Here is an 18896-nt window from a genome sequence, read left to right on the forward strand (position 1 = left end):
TCCTTTTGCAAAAGGCGGAGAGGTACTTGATATTGAAAAATAGGTGAATTTTCCTGTTTTGTTGAAAGATCAAATTTTTGTTAAGGTGCTGGCACTAACAGAGGGGTGTATTTTGATGACGGAAAAAACACTGGAAGAAAAAAGGAGAGATAAGTTTGCTCGACAAGAGAGAAAAAATCTCCGTTTTATAGTCTTCAAGGGTAGATGTTGTTATATCATCAGTAGATTTTATTATCGATTCTACCATTTATTGTATGTTAAATTGTTTTTCGGTGCATATGGGAAGGGATAGCTTATAAGGGTGGCAGGAGGAGTAGTTAGTCAAGGAGTGTTGTCTGAATTTTTAAACCTTTGTTTCTTAGAGCCTATGGTTCATCTAATCTTGTTATTTTGCACGTTCTTATTGCGTGGGGAATTTATACAGTAAACGTTAAAAGGAAAAGTCTATGAACTTGAAAAGAAAAATATTGAAAAGTAGTGGCTCTCTTATTTCTGTTCTTATGGCACTGGGGATGGTTTCACAACAGGCTTCGGCAAAAACGCCGGCGAATACCCTTGTGATGGCTTGGAATATGGATGCAATTAGTACATTTGATCCTGCGCAACTCACAGATGTTTATGGAAGTGAAATTATTCGCAATGTTTGTGATAATTTGGTGAGTGGTGCGACAGATGATCCTGCTAAAATGGTGCCATCTTTAGCAACACATTGGGATGTTTCTGGGGATGATCACAGTACGGTGATTACCTTTCATTTGCGTGATGGTTTAAAGTTTAATGATGGGAGAGCAGCAAACGCCAATGATCTTGTTTGGGGCATGAAGCGGGTTGTTAAATTGAAGATGGGGAATGCAGCAATTTTTAATGAATATGGCATTACAGAGCAAAATGTTGATGATGCTTTGCAAGCCCCCGATGAAAAAACAGTGGTGATGAAATTTGATAAGCCTTATCCAGCAGAGCTTATTCTTAATAATATTGTGGCAAGTCCTGCGACAGCTTTGCTTGATCGTAAAACCATTATGAAGCATGAAAAAGATGGTGATTTGGGCAATCAGTATTTAAAAACACATGCTGCTTGTGTTGGTCCTTATCAATTAAAAAGTTGGCGTCCTGGAGAAGCTCTTTTGTTGCGTGCAAGCTCCCATTATTGGGGAGAAGCACCAAAATTGAAGCAGATACTCATTCGTCATGTTGCAGAGCCTGGAACACAACGTTTATTATTACAAAAACATGATATCGACGTTGCTCGTAATTTGACTCCTGAAGATCTTGCAGATCTACAGAAAACAACAGATGTTAAAATCGAGGAAGTGTTAGAGCCATCCATGATGTATTGGGGCTTCAACATGACAAATCCCATTTTTGCGAAGGAAAAAGTACGCTTGGCGATGCGCTATCTCATAGACTATGAAGGTCTTGGTAAAAAGCTTCTCAAGGGGGTTGGTGTTCCACGGGCAAGTTTTATTCCTCTTGGCAACCTTGGGGCTTTGGATGAAAAAGAAGGGCAGCCCTTTAAACTTGATATTCAAAAAGCCAAGAAACTTTTAGCAGAGGCTGGTTATCCGAACGGATTTGAGGCCAATTTCCTCGTTTCAAATGATCCTTATAGGCTACTCCTTGCTCAGTCAATCCAAGATAGTGCAGAACAGGCAGGGGTGCATCTTAAAATTGAGCGTTTGGCAGGGACACAGTTGTTTTCCAAACTTTATGCACGTAGCTTTGATACGATTTTTGTCGGATGGAATAATGATTCTGCAGATCCCCATACAATGGCTTCACGTCTTATATATAATCCGGATAATCGGTTTGAGGCAAAAAATACTGCCTATCCTAGTTGGCAGCATGGGTATTTTGATACAAAGATGAATAAAAAAGTTGAAGAGGCTTTATTTCAAAAAGATCCACAAAAACGGGCAAAAATATATGCTGATTTACAACGTGAATTGATGCAAAAAGGACCTTATGCGTTTATCTTCCAGAAATATACTGTTATCGGGATGACACCTAATGTCAAAAAGTGGGTTTGGAATAGCGCGCCACAAATTTTTTATAATAAAATTGAAAAATAAGTGTGTCTTTAATGCTGTCAAATAGATAAAAAGCATAGCCATAATATATTCGGCGTTTTGCATAAGTTTTTGAACTTTAGAATACGTCGAATTTATGGGTGAGGGGTGAGTATGTTGTTGAATATCTGTTCAAGAAATTCTGTGAAGAGAGATTTTTTCTTCTTATTGAAGATGTGTTTGTGTGGATGTTAAGATTGAACATTTCAACTTCTCTGAATGGGAAAGAGGCAATTTCTTTGCTGAAAAAAACAGTACAACCAATGCCGCATAATTTATTATTTCTAAAAGGATAAAAGGCTTTGCAGTGTTGAAGAAAAAACTCTTTATGGAAGATATTGAGAGGGTGAGGAATATCCGTTTTTTATGGTTTTCGTGTTTTCTTTTTCTGTGAAAAATGATGAGATGCCAATTGGAAGGTATTGTTTTACGGGGAGTGAAGCAAAAACTTGAAGAAAGCATGAAAGTCGTTGCACTTGGCAAACTGACGAATTTTTCTATTTTATCGATATTTCAAATTCTTATGAAGGCTCTTTGTTATTAAGGTACTTGAGCCAATAGGGGGAGTGCTTTGATGATATTAAGAGGTTTTGGAGTGAAGGTTTTAAAACTTTATCTTTTAGAGCCTATGGTTCATCCCATTTTATTATTTTGTACATCTTTATAGCATGGAAAATTTATACAATAACCTTTAAAGGGAGAAATCTATGAATTTAAAAAGAAAAATATTAAAAGGGAGCAGTCCTTTTATTTCTGCTCTTATGGCTTTGGGGATGGTTGTGCAACCAGTTTTAGCCAAAACACCGGCTGATACTCTTGTAATGGCTTTGAATCTTGATTCAATTGAGACTTTTGATCCTGCACAGATCAATGAACGTTATGGCAATGAAATTATTGGCAATATTTGTGATAATTTGATCGATTCTGCGACAGATGATGCTGCTAAAGTTGTTCCTTCTTTGGCAAAAAGTTGGGATGTTTCGGATGATGGCAAAGGGACGGTACTTACTTTTCATTTACGTGATGGTCTGAAATTTAATGATGGTCGTCCTGCTGGTGCCAATGATCTTGTTTGGAGTATGAAGCGGATTGTTAAGTTAAAATTGTCTGCAGCGGCAATGTTCAATGAGTATGGAATTACAGAACAAAATGTTGATTCTACTCTTCAAGCCCCAGATGACAAGACCGTGGTGATGAAATTTGATAAGCTTTATCCAGCACAGCTCATCCTTAGCCATATGGTTACGCTTCGTCTTGCTGCTTTGCTTGATCGTGAGACAATTATGAAACACGAACAAGATGGAGATATGGGCAATCGCTATTTGGCAAGTCACGCTGCTTGTGTTGGTCCTTATCAGTTAGTGAACTGGCGTTCTGGAGATGCGATTTTGTTGCGGGCAAGTTCTCATTATTGGGGAGAGGCGCCCAAGTTGAAGCAAATTCTCATTCGTCATATTGCAGAGCCTAGTACACAACGTTTGTTGTTGGAAAAACATGATATTGATGTGGCCCGTAATGTAACGCCAGAGGATATAGCTGATCTTCAAGCAACAACAGATATTAAAGTCGAAAAAGTGTTGGCTCCGTCCATGATAATATGGGGCTTCAATGCAACAAACCCTATTTTTGCCAATGAAAAGGTACGCTTAGCGATGCGCTATCTTATCGATTATGACACTTTGGGAAAGACCCTCCTTAAAGATGTTGGTATTCCACGGGCAAGCTTTATTCCCATTGGAAATCTTGGGGCATTGGATGAAAAAGAAGGACAACCCTTTAAACTTGATCTTCAAAAAGCCAAGCAGCTTTTAACAGAAGCAGGGTATCCGAATGGTTTTGAGGCTAATATTTATGCAGGGACCTCTCCCTATCCTTTTGCTTTGCCTATTGCTCAGTCTATTCAAGACAATGCAAAAAAGATAGGTGTGCGCTTTAAGATTGAACATTTTGTGGGGACGCAGTTGTTTTCAAAACTTTATGCCCGCAGTTTTGATACAATTTTTGTTGGATGGAATAATGACTCTGCGGATCCTCATACAATGGCTTCACGTCTTATTTTTAATCCTGATAATCGGTTTGAAGCTAAAAATACGGGTTACCTTAGTTGGTGCCTTGGGTATTTTGATGAAGATATGAATAAAAAGGTAAGGGAAGCATTGTTTGAAAAAGATCCACAGAAACGGGCACAAATATATGCTGATTTACAGCGTGAATTTATGCAAAAAGGACCTTTTGCCTTTATCTATCAGACATATAGCATTATCGCTATGACACCTGATGTTAAAAAATGGGTGTGGAATAGTGCACCACGTATTTTTTATAATGCCATTGAAAAATAAACACGTTTTAAATGTTGTAACATACAACAATGAATGTGATGATGATATCTTCGGTGTTTTGCACAGGGCTTAAAGGCTTTGCAAAATATCGGAGTTTATCGGTAAAATGCATTACAGAATAATTCTCACATACTCTTCTTGAAAGAAGGGCTATGAATTTTTATTAAATACATATATATAGGTATTAGGATTGGAGATTTCAATCTTAAGTGAAGTAAAAAATAATAAATTTGTTTATTCAAGAAGTGGGCATACTGAATATAAGCAGAATTTAGTATTTTTTAGAAAAAGCGGGGACCTTAAAGTGTGCTGTTGAGAAAAAATTGGGTTATATGCAGGTGCGTTGGGGGAATATGAGGTTATTGTGGAGCGAATGCTTAAAATTTATCGTCTTTCCTTAAAAAATGATGAGATGCTGGGATTGTCCTTTGTATGGGGTCGTGAAAATACTCAAATTCCTTGTTAGGAAGGAGAGGGGTGGGCATTGTTGGAAACTATACTTGTGAGGATTGTCAAAGTATCAAAGAGTGATTGAGTTTTTTTAAAGCAACCAAAATTGGTGCTCTGAAGACTCTTTTGGAAAAATCACAAAAGGCTTTTAAAGCAGAAGTTCTTTTTGATGCGATAAAGAAGATCTTTGGCTTGTATGTTCAAAGTTACAGGTGTTGTGACATCATCACCAATAGATGCTGTTGTCATTTGTGGTGTCACTCATCAGTTTATCAGATCATTTTCCGTTATCTCTTTTGTTTTAGCTGCCAATATTGTCTAGGGGGCTGCTCCTGCTTGTTTCAAGGGTTTGATATTTTGTCTTTAGGAGGTGTGTTTTCTAAGTTTGATCTTTTTATTTATGCACGTTTTTATTGCGTGAAAAATTTATATAATAAACTCTAAGGGGAAAAATCTATGAACTTAAAAAGAAAAATATTCAAAGGAAGCAGTTCTTTTGCCTCTGCAATTATTGCGTTTGGGATGTTAGTGCAACAAGTTGCAGCCAAAACACCGGCCGATACCCTCGTGATGGCTTGGGATCTTGATGCGATTAGTAATTTTGATCCTGCGCAGCTCAATGACCGGTATGGCGCTGAAATTGTTGTCAATGTTTGTGACAATTTGGTCGATTCTGCTAAAAATGATGGAACTAAAATCGTTCCTTCTTTGGCAAAGAGTTGGGATGTTGCAAGCGATGACCAGAGTACAGTCATTACTTTTCATTTGCGCGATGATTTAAAGTTTAATGATGGTCGACCTGCTGGTGCTCGTGATCTTGTTTGGGGGATGAGGCGGGTTGTCAAATTGAAACTGTCTAATGCGGCAACTTTTAATGAATATGGTATCACAGAAAAAAATGTTGATGAGGCTTTTCAAGCACCCGATGAGAAGACTGTGGTGATGAAATTTGATAAACCCTATCCAGCAGAGCTTATTCTGAGCAATATTTCTACTAATCGTACTGTTGCTTTGCTTGATCGTGAGACACTTATGAAACACGAACAAGATGGTGATATGGGAAATCGCTATTTGGCAAGTCACGCTGCTTGTGTTGGTCCTTATCAGTTAGAAAGTTGGCGTCCTGGAGAAGGAATTTTGTTGCGGGCAAGTTCCCATTATTGGGGAGAGGCACCCAAATTGAAGAAGATTCTCATTCGGCATATTGCAGAGCCTGGTACACAACGTTTGTTGTTGGAAAAACATGATATTGATGTGGCTCGTAATTTAACACCAGAAAATATAGCCGATCTCCAAGCAACAACAGATATTAAGGTGGAAAAAATATTGGCTCCATCTCTGATCGTATGGGGTTTCAATACAACAAATCCTATTTTTGCCAATGAAAAGGTGCGTTTGGCAATGCGCTATCTTATCGATTATGACACTTTGGGAAAGACTCTTCTTAAAGATGTGGGTATTCCACGGGCAAGCTTTATTCCTCTTGGTAATTTTGGGGCTTTGGATGAAAAAGAAGGGCAACCCTTTAAACTTGATCTTCAAAAAGCCAAGCAGCTTTTAACAGAAGCTGGGTATCCAGATGGTTTTGAAGCTAATATTTTTGCAGGAAAATCTCCTTACCCTTTTGCTTTGCCTATTGCTCAGTCTATTCAGGACAATGCAAAAAAGGTGGGTGTACGCTTTAAGATTGAACATTTTATCGGGACGCAGTTGTTTTCAAAACTTTATGCCCGCAGTTTTGATACCATTTTTATAGGATGGAATAATTCTTCTTCCGATCCTCATACAATGGCTGCACGTTTTATTTTAAACCCTGACAATCGGTTTGAAGCTAAAAACACAGGCTATCCTAGTTGGTGCCATGGCTATTTGGATGAAGATATGAATAAAAAGGTAAAAGATGCTCTCTTTCAAAGAGATCCACAGAAACGGGCACAAATGTATGCTGATTTACAGCGTGAATTTATGCAAAAAGGACCCTATGCTTTTATCTATCAGACATATAATATTGTCGCTATGACACCTGATGTCAAAAAATGGGTGTGGAATGGTGCACCGCGTATTTTTTATGCTTCCATTGAAAAATAATTTTTATTGGAAAAATAGAAAAATACAATCATGATAGCTTCGACGTTTTGCGTGTGGTTTAAAAGCTTTGCAAAACGTTGAAGTTTATCGCTAACAAACCGATCTATTGTATAGGGAAGGCTTTCTAAAGAGATAGCTCTTTTAGAGAAGGGGTTCTTTTTCTCATTGAATTTTTATGGATGTTGAGATTGAATATTTAAACCTTCATTGATAAAATTCTAAATGCAACAATCAGCTGATCTCCATGTTTTTAGCCTTTATGGTTTTGATCATCGGCGTGAGATTAAGGGTAGACACTATTTGTTCATTGGTGTTACGGACATTGGGTAAAGCTATATTAAAAATTAAAGATGCGTTGTTTTAAAAAGATTCAAAGAAACGGGCGTAAAGAATTAAAAAATGGTAGGTTTGTTTGGTGAAAAGACAAGTGCGACGAATGTTGCGGAATTTACTGTTTCCGAAATAGCAGGTGCTTTAAAGCGTGTTGTGGAAGAAAAGTTTGGGTATGTACGGGTGCGTGGAGAGATCTCGGGTTATCGCGGTGCTCATGCTTCGGGTCATGCTTATTTTGCCTTAAAAGATGATAAGGCGCGGTTGGAAGCTGTTATTTGGCGCGGTTCCTTGGAAAAGCTCAAATTTCCTCCTGAAGAAGGGATGGAAGTTGTTGCTGTGGGCAAGCTTACAACTTATCTAGGGTCATCGAAATATCAAATTGTCATTGAGGCTCTTGAACCAACGGGGGTTGGTGCTTTGATGACTCTTCTTGAAAATCGTAAAAAAAAATTTGCAGAAGAAGGCTTATTTGATGAAGCAAAGAAAAAGCCTTTGCCTTATATGCCTCGGATTATAGGGGTTGTAACATCACCAACAGGGGCTGTTATTCGCGATATTATTCATCGTATCTCTGATCGTTTTCCGCTGCATGTTTTAGTTTGGCCTGTTCGTGTGCAGGGAGAAACAAGCGGGAGTGAAGTGGCTGCTGCTGTTGAAGGTTTTAATGCACTTGCTTCAGGAGGGCTTATTCCAAAGCCTGATCTGCTTATTGTTGCACGAGGAGGGGGAAGTTTAGAAGATTTATGGGGGTTTAATGATGAAGCTGTTGTTCGTGCTGTTTATGCTTCTGACCTCCCTGTTATTTCTGCTGTTGGGCATGAAACAGACTGGACTTTGATTGATTATGTCGCTGATTGGCGTGCTCCAACCCCTACAGGAGCCGCAGAAAAGGCTGTTCCTGTTAAGCTTGATCTTGAAGTAAGTGTTGCATCACTTGGAGCACGTTTGCGTAAAGGGCTTGCACGTTCTTTTGATTTTCATCAACAAAAGTTGCGTGCAGCCAGACGAGGTCTTCCCACTGTCGACCAACTTTTTGCTCTACCGCGGCGTGGTTTTGATGAAATTTCAAGTCGATTACAGCGTGCTCTTTGTGCGAGCTACGATAAAAAACGTTTTTCTTTTCATGCTCTTCACCTCCGTCTTTCACCCCGTTTGTTAAAGAGTGAAAAAGCACAACGTCACACAAAGGAATATACAGCGCGTCTTCATCGTGCTTTTATGCGCAGTGTAGAAAAAAAACGTGCGGCGTTAGAGTTGGCATGTAGGCTTTTAAAAAGCACTTCTTATCAGAATATTTTAGAGCGTGGTTTTGTTTTGGCTTTGGGGCAAGATCATAAACCTATTAAACGGTTGGCACAGTTTCCGGAAAGTGGACAAATAAATTTACGCTTTTTTGATGGAGATATCTGTGTTGCAACACAAGAGCCTGTTTCTCCGACACGTTCAAAACATAGGAAGATAAAGTCTCCAATTGATGACCAAGGAACACTCTTTTAATACGGTAAATATAGTGCTTGATGAAGGACTTCTTAAGGGAGTGGATGGAAAAGTTCGTTGCGCATGGGCAGGAACGGATCCACTTTATTGCGCTTATCATGATAACGAATGGGGAAAACCTATTTTTGAGGATATTCCTCTGTTTGAAAAAATTTGTCTTGAAGGTTTTCAAGCGGGGCTTTCTTGGTTTACAATTTTAAAAAAACGCTCTTCTTTTCGCATTGCATTTGATGATTTTGACTTTGAAAAGATTGCTCATTACGATGCGCTAAAGGTGCAAATGTTGATGCAGAATAAAGGCATTGTTCGTCATCAAGGAAAAATTCGTTCGGTGCTTAATAATGCCTTGAGAGCGCAGGAAATTATCACAGAGTGGGGGAGTTTGTCCCACTATTTCTGGTCTTTTCAGCCACCACAATCGGAGCGTTATGAAAAGATAGATTTTCAAACATTGTTAGCAAATCCCATCACTCCAGCTTCTCTTCGTCTTTCTCAAGACTTAAAGAAGCGCGGCTGGACATTTGTTGGTCCCACGATTTGTTATGCTTTTATGCAGTCTGTAGGGATTGTCAATGATCATCTTGAAGGGTGTTTTTGTCGATAAATTGGTAAAATTTCTGTCATAAGGGCCACTGATCGACTAGGATAACCATCGAATTGTTTCATAAATGTGCAATTATAAAACTCTATCGTATAAGATAATTGAAGCATACAAACGATACAATAGTGATGATTTTTTTAATTGTTGTTAGCCTTCAAAATGACAAAAGTATACTTTTTGGAATGAAAAAAAATGCAAGAAAGCGTAATATCTTAACACTCCTGTATCTGGAGTTCGATAAGGACGATATTTTATATATAAAGCAGAATACCATTAGGTTGCTAATTTACGTGCTTTCTTTAAAAAATATTTCGCCCCTTAGCTCATTTTCGACGGTGCTGGTGAATGGTATAACAGCCAAGCTATTGAGCATCACTATCTTACGCTTATGAAGGAATGAGCTGGTACCATCCTTTGCCAGTCCTAAAATATTATGACAGTGCTCGTCATTTGAAAGGGTTTAGAAGAGGTGTTTTATCTCGGTTAATGCCCATGGACGTTATCATAAATAATGAATATTTTATTCATGTTTATTGATGAATGCAAAATGGCTTTTAGATGGAGCTGGTGTTGCATTGTTATATTTTGCTTGGGTTGTATGATCGTTGGTTTATATGTGGTGGTCGATCATTCAAGATCTTTCTAGGTCATACAAAATAAAATGCTGCGATGAAAAATTGACGTTAAATAGCTCAAGCTGCTTGTATTAGTTTTTTTTATCTGATAACTTTCTTCTATTAAGGAGGGGTTTTGCTGCGTGTGAGCTCCAGTTTTGGGGAGGATACTTAAGCTCAGACAGGCTGGTATTCACAACATTGCTCATTGAATCTCTGTATGTGGCTGTTGAAACCAAACGTTTTATTACAGCATGTTGTTGGCTATTCTATTTTTATAGCGGCAAAGCAATGATGCATACTAAAGTTTAGAAGGATTTATATTCGTTATGTCTTTGGGGAAAATTGTATCATGAATTTTGTTTTGATACTTAATTGGGGGCTGATAAAGCGCATTGTCGTGTGCAAAGAACTATTATGAAAACAGTGTGATATTGGTTGGTAAGACATACATTCCATGTTCACTATGGTTTGATTGAGACTGTCAATCAATGAATTTATAAAGTGTATGGAATTTAAAAGGAGATGACACTGTATAAGTGATGAGAACGTATTTTCTCAATCTTTATAATTATAAATAGTGCCCTTTATGATTATAAATTTGCATGTCATTTCAGTGTTATTAATTAATAAAAAATAAAGGGGAAATTTTATGAACTTGAAGAAAAAAATATTAAAAGGGAGCAGCTCTCTTATTTCTGTTCTTATGGTACTGGGCGTGGTTGCACAACAGGCTTCAGCTAAAACACCCGCTGATACCCTTGTGATGGCTTGGAATATGGATGCAATCAGTACGTTTGATCCAGCTCAAAGCAATGATGTTTATGCAAGTGAAATTATTGAAAACGTTTGTGATAATTTGGTCAGTACTGCGACAGATGATCCAACGAAAATAGTTCCGGCATTAGCAACACATTGGGATGTTTCTGGGGATGATCACAGTACGGTAATCACCTTTCATTTGCGTGATGGTTTAAAGTTTAATGATGGAAGAGCAGCCAACGCTAATGATCTTGTTTGGGGAATGAAGCGGGTTGTCAAATTAAAAATGGCCGATGCAGCAACTTTTAATGAATACGGAATTACAGAGCAAAATATTGATGATGCTTTGCAAGCGCCTGATGAGAAAACAGTGGTAATAAAATTTGATAAGCCTTATCCAGCGGAGCTTATTCTTAATAATGTTATTGCAAATCAAGTAACGGCTTTGCTTGATCGTGAAACCATTATGAAGCATGAAAAAGATGGTGATTTGGGCAATCAGTATTTAAAAACACATGCTGCTTGTGTTGGTCCTTATCAATTAAAAAGTTGGCGCCCTGGAGAAGCTCTTTTGTTGCGTGCAAGCGCCCATTATTGGGGAGAAGCACCAAAATTGAAGCAGATACTCATTCGTCATGTTGCAGAGCCTGGAACACAACGTTTATTATTGCAAAAACATGATATCGACGTTGCCCGTAATTTGACTCCTGAAGATCTTGCAGATCTACAGAAAACAACAGATGTTAAAATCGAGGAAGTGTTAGAGCCATCCATGATGTATTGGGGCTTCAACATGACAAATCCCATTTTTGCGAAGGAAAAAGTACGCTTGGCGATGCGTTATCTCATAGACTATGAGGGTTTTGGCAAAAAGCTTCTCAAGGGGGTTGGTATTCCACGAGCAAGTTTTGTTCCTCTTGGCAATTTTGGGGCTTTGGATGAAAAAGAAGGGCAACCCTTTAAACTTGATATTCAAAAAGCTAAGAAGCTTTTAGCAGAGGCTGGTTATCCGAATGGGTTTGAGGCAAACTTTCTTGTTTCAAATACTCCTTATACTTTAGCTCTTGCTCAGTCAATCCAGGATAGTGCAGCACAGGCAGGGGTCCGTCTTAAAATTGAACGTGTGGCAGGGACACAGTTGTTTTCCAAGGTGGATGCCCGAGCTTTTGATACGACTTTTATCGGATGGAATAGCGGGTCTACGGATCCTCATACAATGGCTTCACGTCTTGTTTATAATCCGGATAATCGGTTTGAGGCAAAAAATACAGCCTATCCTAGTTGGAAGCATGGGTATTTTGATACAGAGATGAATCAAAAAGTTGAAGAGGCTCTGTTTCAAAAAGATCCACAAAAGCGGGCGCAACTCTATGCTGATTTACAACGTGAGTTAATGCAAAAAGGCCCTTATGCATTTATCTTCCAGAAATATAATGTTATCGCGATGACACCTGATGTCAAAAAATGGGCTTGGAATAGTGCGCCGCGTGTTTTTTATAATGAAATTGAAAAATAAGCGTGTCTTTTTGTGTTCTCAAAGGTAAAGAGAGCTTGATCATAATTGTATGATGAAAATATTCTTCCATATGGAAGCTCTTCAGTCTTTTAAAGGAGAATGGAATTGTGGGGGATTGTGCCGTATAAGTTTGAGGTTACTTATAGGGAGAGGTAAATATGGAAAGTTATAATGGGGAGGCTTTGTTTATGGTTACAGATTCTCTTTATCTCGAATATAGATTGATATATGAGAGAATTAATTTATAGATACCTCGTTTGATTAAATGAAGTTGATGTTTGATACCATGCTGTTTAAAAGGTGAAAGACTAAAATCACAATCACTGTGTGTGAAAAGCTACAGAAATACAAAAGCAAGAGACAAGAGATAAAATGGGGAAAAAGGAATGTTGAAAAGAATTTGTGTTTTATTAAGCACAATGGGATTTTTAAATGGGGCTATAGTCTCAGCATTTAGTGCTTCATCGAAAGATATATTGGTGATGGCATGGAATATTGATTCAATTAGTGGTTTTGATCCAGCGCAAACCGTTGAGGTTGTGACAAGTGAATTATTGACGAATATTTGTAGCGCGCTCGTACAATATGATGAGCATGATCCTACAAAAGTTCGTCCTGCTATGGCAAAATCTTGGGACGTTTTAGATCATGGCAAAAGAATAGTTTTTCATCTTCGTGATGACTTAAAGTTTGATGATGGAAGAGTAGCGACGGCACAAGATCTCGTATGGTCGATGCGACGGATTATTAAATTAGGCTTAAGCTATGCTCAATCTTTAATGGATTATGGGTTTACCAAAGATAATGTTGAAACAAATATTCAGGCTCTTGATGATAAGACTTTACAATTAAAATTAGATAAACCCTATCCTATTCAACTCATATTGACTGTTATTGGACAATCCTATGCTTCTGCTCTGCTTGATCGCAAAACAATTGAAGCGCAGAGTATTAACGGTGATATGGGGAATAAATACTTAGCAACACATTCGGCTTGTGTTGGACCTTATAAATTGGCAAATTGGTCTCCAGGGGATAAAGTTGTGTTAGAGGCTACACAGCACTATTGGGGTAATGTGCCTAAAATTAAGCAGATTGTTGTACGACATGTAGCGGATTCAGCTAGTCAAAGATTTCTTTTGGAAAAAGGCGATGTGGATATAGCGCGTGATCTTTCTTCAGAGGATATTTTAGATCTTGAAAAAAAGGGGGGAGCAGTCAAAATTAGTCGTGTTTTGCGTCCGCAGATTATTTATCTATCATTAAACAATAAGAATACCATTTTTGCAAACGAAAAGGTCAGATTAGCACTTCGTTATTTGGTTGATTATGAAGGTCTTGGAAAAACTGTTTTAAAGGGGATTGCTATTCCGCGGGCAACTTATATGTCTTTAGGGGTTCCGGGTGCTTTGGATGAAAAAGAAGGTCTTCCCTTTAAGTTAGATTTGGAAAAAGCCAAACAGTTAATTACGGAAGCTGGTTATCCTAACGGTTTTAAAGCTAATCTTCTCGTTGGAAGTCTTAGCTATATGTCGTCTGTTGCGCAGTCTATTCAAGCCAATGCACGCAAAATTGGTGTGGAGCTTACAATTGAAAAAATGGCACAAAATCAATTGTTAAGTCGTGTACGGGGCGGAAATTATGATACTGCACTTATGGGGTGGGGGAGCGCTGATCCTGATGGACATCCTGCTTCATTGAATCACGTGTTTAATCCTGACCCAACATTTACAAAAAAACATAATATGTATTTGGCTTGGCGCGCTGGATATTATGATGAAAATATTAATAAAATGGTGATGGATGCTTTGTTTGAGCAAGACCCTCATAAGCGTATTATGCAATATCGTACTTTACAGCATTATGTGCTAGAGCATGGTCCGATGGTTTATTTATTTCAGACATATTATACCGTTGGTATGGGACCTGCAGTCAAAAAATGGGTTTGGAATAGTTACAGACTTTATTACAATGAAGCAGAAAAATAAAAAGAAGCATGTTATGGAAAAGGCTTGCAGGACATGCTTCATAAGAAGTTGTTTCATTCTATAAAAAAGGTATTCGCTTTATGTTTTATCGCTACAGAGGGGATTTTTATAATGGTTTTGTCACTTTCAGAGACTGAAAGAGTTGTATTAGAAAAGCAGAAAAAATTATTTTTGTGGGATTTTTTGTTCAAGGGATCAAAACTTCTTATTTCAGTTTTTATCACACTGCTTGGATTGGTGACGATTACTTTTTTTCTTGGTCATCTTCTTCCTCTCGATCCTGTTCTCTCTATTCTTGGTGATAATATCAGTCAGGAAGCTTATGATGCCATGTACTATAAGCTGGGTCTTGATAAGCCGTTGATTGTTCAATATTGGAAGTATCTCCATAATGTATTTTTATTCGACTTTGGAGATGCTTTAACGTCTGGACGTCCTGTTTTAACTGATATTATGCGCGTATTTCCTGCTACATTAGAGCTTGCAACTGTTGCTATTGTTATTGGCACAACTCTTGGAATTCCCTTTGGTGTTTTTGCAGCAATGTATCGCGATTCATTTATTGATTATGTTGTCCGTATTTTTACACTTTTGAGTTATTCTACACCGACATTTTGGCTTGGGCTTATGGCGTTGTTGATATTTTATGCCAAGCTTGGCTGGGTTGGTGGTCCAGGGCGCCTCGATTTTCTTTATGAATATTCTTTTGAACCCAAAACAGGATTTTTTCTTTGGGATACCGCGAGCCAAGGACAATGGGAGGCTTTTGGGAATGTCTTTAGTCACATTATTATGCCTGCTTTGATCTTGGCTTTTGGTGCTATGGCTTATATTAGTCGTATGACCCGTGGTTTTATGATTGAGCAACTCAATCAAGAATATATCATTACAGCACGTGTAAAGGGATTATCGTGGGCGCGGACGGTTTGGGGGCATGCCTTTCGGAATGCTGCTGTTCAGATTATTACCGTTGTTGCACTTTCTTATGCTTTTTTATTAGAAGGGGCTGTTTTGACAGAGACAGTTTTTGCTTGGCCTGGTTTTGGGCATTATTTGACAAATGCTCTTCTCGCTGGAGATATGAATGCAGTTGTAGGATGTACTTTACTTGTAGGATTTATCTTTGTTGCCATTAATTTATTTTCTGATTTGCTTTATCGCATTTTTGATCCAAGGACACGTTGAATATGACAGTCAGTAATCATCACAAATCGCAATCATCATCTTCTTTGAGCTTTTGGTTAAACGACCCTGTTCCACGGTCCATCATTCAAGCAAACATACAAAGAATTTATCATGCACTGGTGAAGTTTTTTCATAACTTTTCAGCTGTATTCGGTCTGTTTATTATTTGTATTATTATCATATGTGCACTTTTTGCTCCTTGGATTGCAACGCACGATTTTCTTAGCAATGACCTAGGGAATCGGTTACAGCCCCCCTCTATGGCACATTATTTTGGGACAGATGAATTAGGACGTGACATTTTTAGTCGCCTTGTTTTTGGTTCTCGTATTACTCTTTATGTTGTTTTTCTCACAACAGTTATTGTAGGTCCAATAGGGCTTATCGTTGGAACTGTATCTGGTTATATGGGGGGATGGGTTGATACTGTGCTCATGCGCATTGTCGATATTTTTCTTGCTTTCCCAGGGTTAATTTTAGCTCTTGCCTTTTCAGCTGCATTGGGACCAGGAATTGAAAATGCTTCTATTGCAATTTCAATTGCTGCATGGCCACCAATCGCACGTTTAGCGCGTGCTGAGACTTTGACAATACGTTCTTCAGATTATGTTTCTGTGGTTCGCTTACAGGGGGCTTCTCCTTTGCGGATTATTTTGTTTCATGTTGCGCCCATGTGTATTCCTTCAGTGATTGTACGATTAACTTTAGATATGTCTGGAATTATTTTAACAGCTGCTGGTCTTGGATTTTTGGGGTTGGGAGCACAACTTCCAAGTCCTGAATGGGGGGCGATGCTTTCCTCAGGACGGGAATTTATGATGACAAATTGGTGGTTGGCGGCAATACCAGGCTGTGCAATATTATTTGCAAGCCTTGCTTTCAACCTTTTAGGTGATGGTCTTCGTGATGTATTGGATCCACGCAATGGGTAATAAATTATTAGAAGTAGAAGATTTACGTATTTCTTTTCCTACAACGCGCGGCATTTCAGAAGTTGTGCGCGGTGTTAGCTTTTCTGTCGGAAAAGAAAAAATTGGCATTGTTGGTGAATCCGGATCTGGTAAATCGATGACTGGACGCGCAATACTAAAGCTGAGCCCAAAATCAGCTATTGTTAAAGCTAAAAAAATGCGTTTTGAGGATGTCGATTTATTGTCCGCAAGTGAACCTCAGATGAGAAAAATTCGCGGTAAGCGTATTTCAATGATTTTACAGGATCCTAAATATTCACTTAATCCACTCATACGGATTGGGGAACAGATTATGGAGGCTTACCGTATTCATTATCGTGTTTCAAAAGCTGAAGCGCGGGAGCGTACCATATCTATGTTAGAATCTGTTCATATTCGCGATCCTGAACATGTGATGCGTCTCTTTCCTCATGAAATATCTGGAGGGATGGGGCAGCGTGTGATGATTGCAATGATGCTCATTCCAAAACCTGATTTGATTATTGCCGATGAACCAACATCTGCACTTGATATTACGGTCAGACGACAAGTTTTATCCGTATTAGATGAACTTGTGACAAAGTCTGGAACGGGGCTTATTTTTATTAGTCATGATTTGAATATGATTGCTGATTTTTGTGATCGTATTTTGGTGATGTATGCGGGCCGTGTGCTAGAAGAATTGCCTGCTTCTGATTTGTCTCACGCTTGTCATCCTTATACAAAGGCTTTGCTCGCCAGTTTGCCACGGCTTGATAATCCTGTCGATGTTTTGGCTGTTCCTGAGCGTGATCCTGATTGGTTGTATAATCCTACGATTGTTAATGGTGTTGAGGAGGTTCATCATGACAAATTGTGAGAATATTATTGATGTTTCTAATTTATCTGTCACGTTTGGGCACAGACATAAGGCTGTAACCGTTGTTAAAAATGTTAATTTTCATATTAAGCGTGGAGAAGCTTATGGTCTGATTGGTGAATCCGGATGTGGAAAATCAACTATTTTGAATACATTGGTAGGGCTTATTTCAGAGTATAGTGGAAAGTTTCTTTTTGATGGAGAAGAGGTCGCAAAAAAAAGGGACAAGAGTTTTCTGCGTCGTATTCAAATGGTTTTTCAAGATCCTTATGCTTCGCTGCATCCAAGAAAAATGGTTCATACGGTTCTTTCTGAATCGCTCAAAATTCATGGTATGGATAATCAAAGAGAACGGGTAGAGGATGCTTTAGATTCCGTTGGCTTAAATTCTTCGTTTCTTTATCGTTATCCTCATGAATTATCTGGAGGGCAGCGTCAACGTATTGCTCTTGCTCGTGCTTTAATTATCGAGCCAGAGGTTTTGTTGCTTGATGAGCCAACATCTGCATTGGATGTGTCGGTACAGGCTGAAATTTTAAACTTGTTGAAATCGTTACGTGAGAGAAAAAAACTTACTTATTTAATGGTGTCCCATGATCTTGCTGTTGTAGCACATATTTGTGAACGGGTTGGCATTATGCATAAAGGGATTATTCTTGAAGAACTTAGCAATGATGAATTGCGTAATCTCCATGCACAACACGATTATACAAAGGAGTTTTTTGAAGCCAGTATTGAGCCTATCGTTCATAGAGAACAAAGAGCGTGATTAATTTTCCAGAAGAGAAAATGTCGTTTTTTCTGTGTTGAAGTTTCTGAAGATGCTTGGCGGCCTTGTGAAAGGGAAGGGAGGATAATAGGATTTTTTTTTAGTTATGAATTTGCTGGATAGTATTTGAGCTATAATATTTAAAATCCTATTAGAACTCTGGTTGTGAAATATACAACTGGCTTATAAAATACATCCTTTGTTTGATAGTATTGTCTTGTTTTTTGCTTATCATTTTCTGTTTAGTTTTTTTATTTTAAGATTTTAAGCATTAAATGTGTGAGAAATAACAGAAGAGAATAATGGCGCGTGTTCGGGAAAAGCTTCTTATTATTTTATAATATCGTCTTATTTTTTAGTTGTGCTCTTTTTTAGAGCTTTGCGTATTATTCATCGAAAAATGCTCAGCTTTCTGCTTTATAAAAGAGAAGTTCTTGTAAAAAATTTCCAATGATTAATGACAGTCTTCAAATATTTTGCTGTTTTTGATTTTAAAAACCGTTTAAAAAACAAATTGTCATAAATTAAAAAAGCAGCATATTGTGCTGCCTTTTTTGTTTGATGAAGTGTATAGAATAACAATACACCTGTTGTTAAAGTTTTGCTTCAAAACTGATAGCGTATTCCGCCTGAAAAACTTGCTCCAGAAATCCCCGTTTTTTGCAGCTTTTGTTGATAACTCACATCACCATGAAGGGAGAGGTTCGTGGACAATTGTGCACTGATACCAAGTCCACCTTCAAGTGCAGATCCCATAGCATCAAGTTTATAATCTTTATCAATATGGAGTGCTTGATCATCTCCAAAAGTTTTGATCAAGTTAACTTTTCCATAGAAAGACATAGGACGGTTGTTTTCAGTGGTAATGTTTTTGGT

The 18896-nt window shown here is 38.2% G+C and carries 13 protein-coding genes and 1 pseudogene; 13 read left to right on the top strand and 1 reads right to left on the bottom strand.

All coding sequences use genetic code 11. The features are described from left to right. Nucleotides 1-446 precede the first annotated feature (446 nt). The 13 genes and pseudogenes from T429_RS0106785 (at nt 447) to T429_RS0106865 (ending at nt 18020) form a co-directional block, all read left to right on the top strand. Nucleotides 447-2072, top strand: a complete 1626-nt coding sequence (locus T429_RS0106785; protein WP_026500925.1) for an ABC transporter substrate-binding protein — start codon at nt 447-449, stop codon at nt 2070-2072. 409 nt (nt 2073-2481) lie between these two features. Then, the gene (locus T429_RS11180; RefSeq protein ID WP_280173541.1) at nt 2482-2613 is read left to right on the top strand and encodes a hypothetical protein; all 132 of its coding nucleotides are present in this window, start codon (nt 2482-2484) and stop codon (nt 2611-2613) included. 163 nt (nt 2614-2776) lie between these two features. Then, entirely contained in the window at nt 2777-4408 is a 1632-nt protein-coding gene (locus T429_RS0106800; protein ID WP_005775172.1) for an ABC transporter substrate-binding protein, read from the top strand. Nucleotides 4409-5054: 646 nt separating this feature from the next. Next, nucleotides 5055-5180 (top strand): hypothetical protein, encoded by a 126-nt coding sequence (locus tag T429_RS11185; RefSeq protein ID WP_280173542.1) that lies wholly within the window; start codon nt 5055-5057, stop codon nt 5178-5180. Between the two features lie 134 nt (nt 5181-5314). Continuing rightward, a complete protein-coding gene (locus tag T429_RS0106820; RefSeq protein ID WP_005773124.1) occupies nt 5315-6946 on the top strand; it encodes an ABC transporter substrate-binding protein in 1632 nt (543 codons plus the stop codon). A 399-nt stretch (nt 6947-7345) separates the two neighbouring features. Further along, nucleotides 7346-8776, top strand: a complete 1431-nt coding sequence (gene xseA, locus T429_RS0106830) for an exodeoxyribonuclease VII large subunit (protein WP_005773125.1) — start codon at nt 7346-7348, stop codon at nt 8774-8776. Continuing rightward, nucleotides 8754-9380: a DNA-3-methyladenine glycosylase I gene (locus T429_RS0106835; RefSeq protein WP_005773126.1), complete on the top strand. Its 627-nt coding sequence runs from the start codon at nt 8754-8756 to the stop codon at nt 9378-9380. The genes xseA and T429_RS0106835 overlap by 23 nt, the downstream gene beginning before the upstream one ends. A gap of 1263 nt (nt 9381-10643) precedes the next feature. After that, nucleotides 10644-12269, top strand: coding sequence for an ABC transporter substrate-binding protein (locus tag T429_RS0106840; RefSeq protein ID WP_005773127.1), 1626 nt, complete (start codon nt 10644-10646; stop codon nt 12267-12269). Between the two features lie 386 nt (nt 12270-12655). Beyond that, a complete protein-coding gene (locus tag T429_RS0106845; protein WP_005775174.1) occupies nt 12656-14257 on the top strand; it encodes an ABC transporter substrate-binding protein in 1602 nt (533 codons plus the stop codon). 111 nt (nt 14258-14368) lie between these two features. Then, entirely contained in the window at nt 14369-15442 is a 1074-nt protein-coding gene (locus tag T429_RS0106850) for an ABC transporter permease (protein WP_026500927.1), read from the top strand. Between the two features lie 2 nt (nt 15443-15444). Continuing rightward, a complete protein-coding gene (locus T429_RS0106855) occupies nt 15445-16374 on the top strand; it encodes an ABC transporter permease (RefSeq protein ID WP_005775176.1) in 930 nt (309 codons plus the stop codon). Nucleotides 16375-16453: 79 nt separating this feature from the next. After that, nucleotides 16454-17251: pseudogene (locus T429_RS0106860) on the top strand (ABC transporter ATP-binding protein); the annotation flags it as partial. Beyond that, nucleotides 17238-18020, top strand: a complete 783-nt coding sequence (locus tag T429_RS0106865) for an ABC transporter ATP-binding protein (protein ID WP_005775178.1) — start codon at nt 17238-17240, stop codon at nt 18018-18020. The pseudogene T429_RS0106860 and the gene T429_RS0106865, both read left to right, overlap by 14 nt. A 606-nt stretch (nt 18021-18626) precedes the next feature. Here the strand turns inward: T429_RS0106865 and T429_RS09860 are convergent. Continuing rightward, nucleotides 18627-18896, bottom strand: a 270-nt coding sequence (locus T429_RS09860) for an autotransporter outer membrane beta-barrel domain-containing protein (RefSeq protein ID WP_154653436.1), incomplete at its 5' end; no start/stop codon positions are given.

It is taken from the genome of Bartonella elizabethae F9251 = ATCC 49927, from assembly GCF_000518165.1.
GTDB lineage: Bacteria > Pseudomonadota > Alphaproteobacteria > Rhizobiales > Rhizobiaceae > Bartonella > Bartonella elizabethae.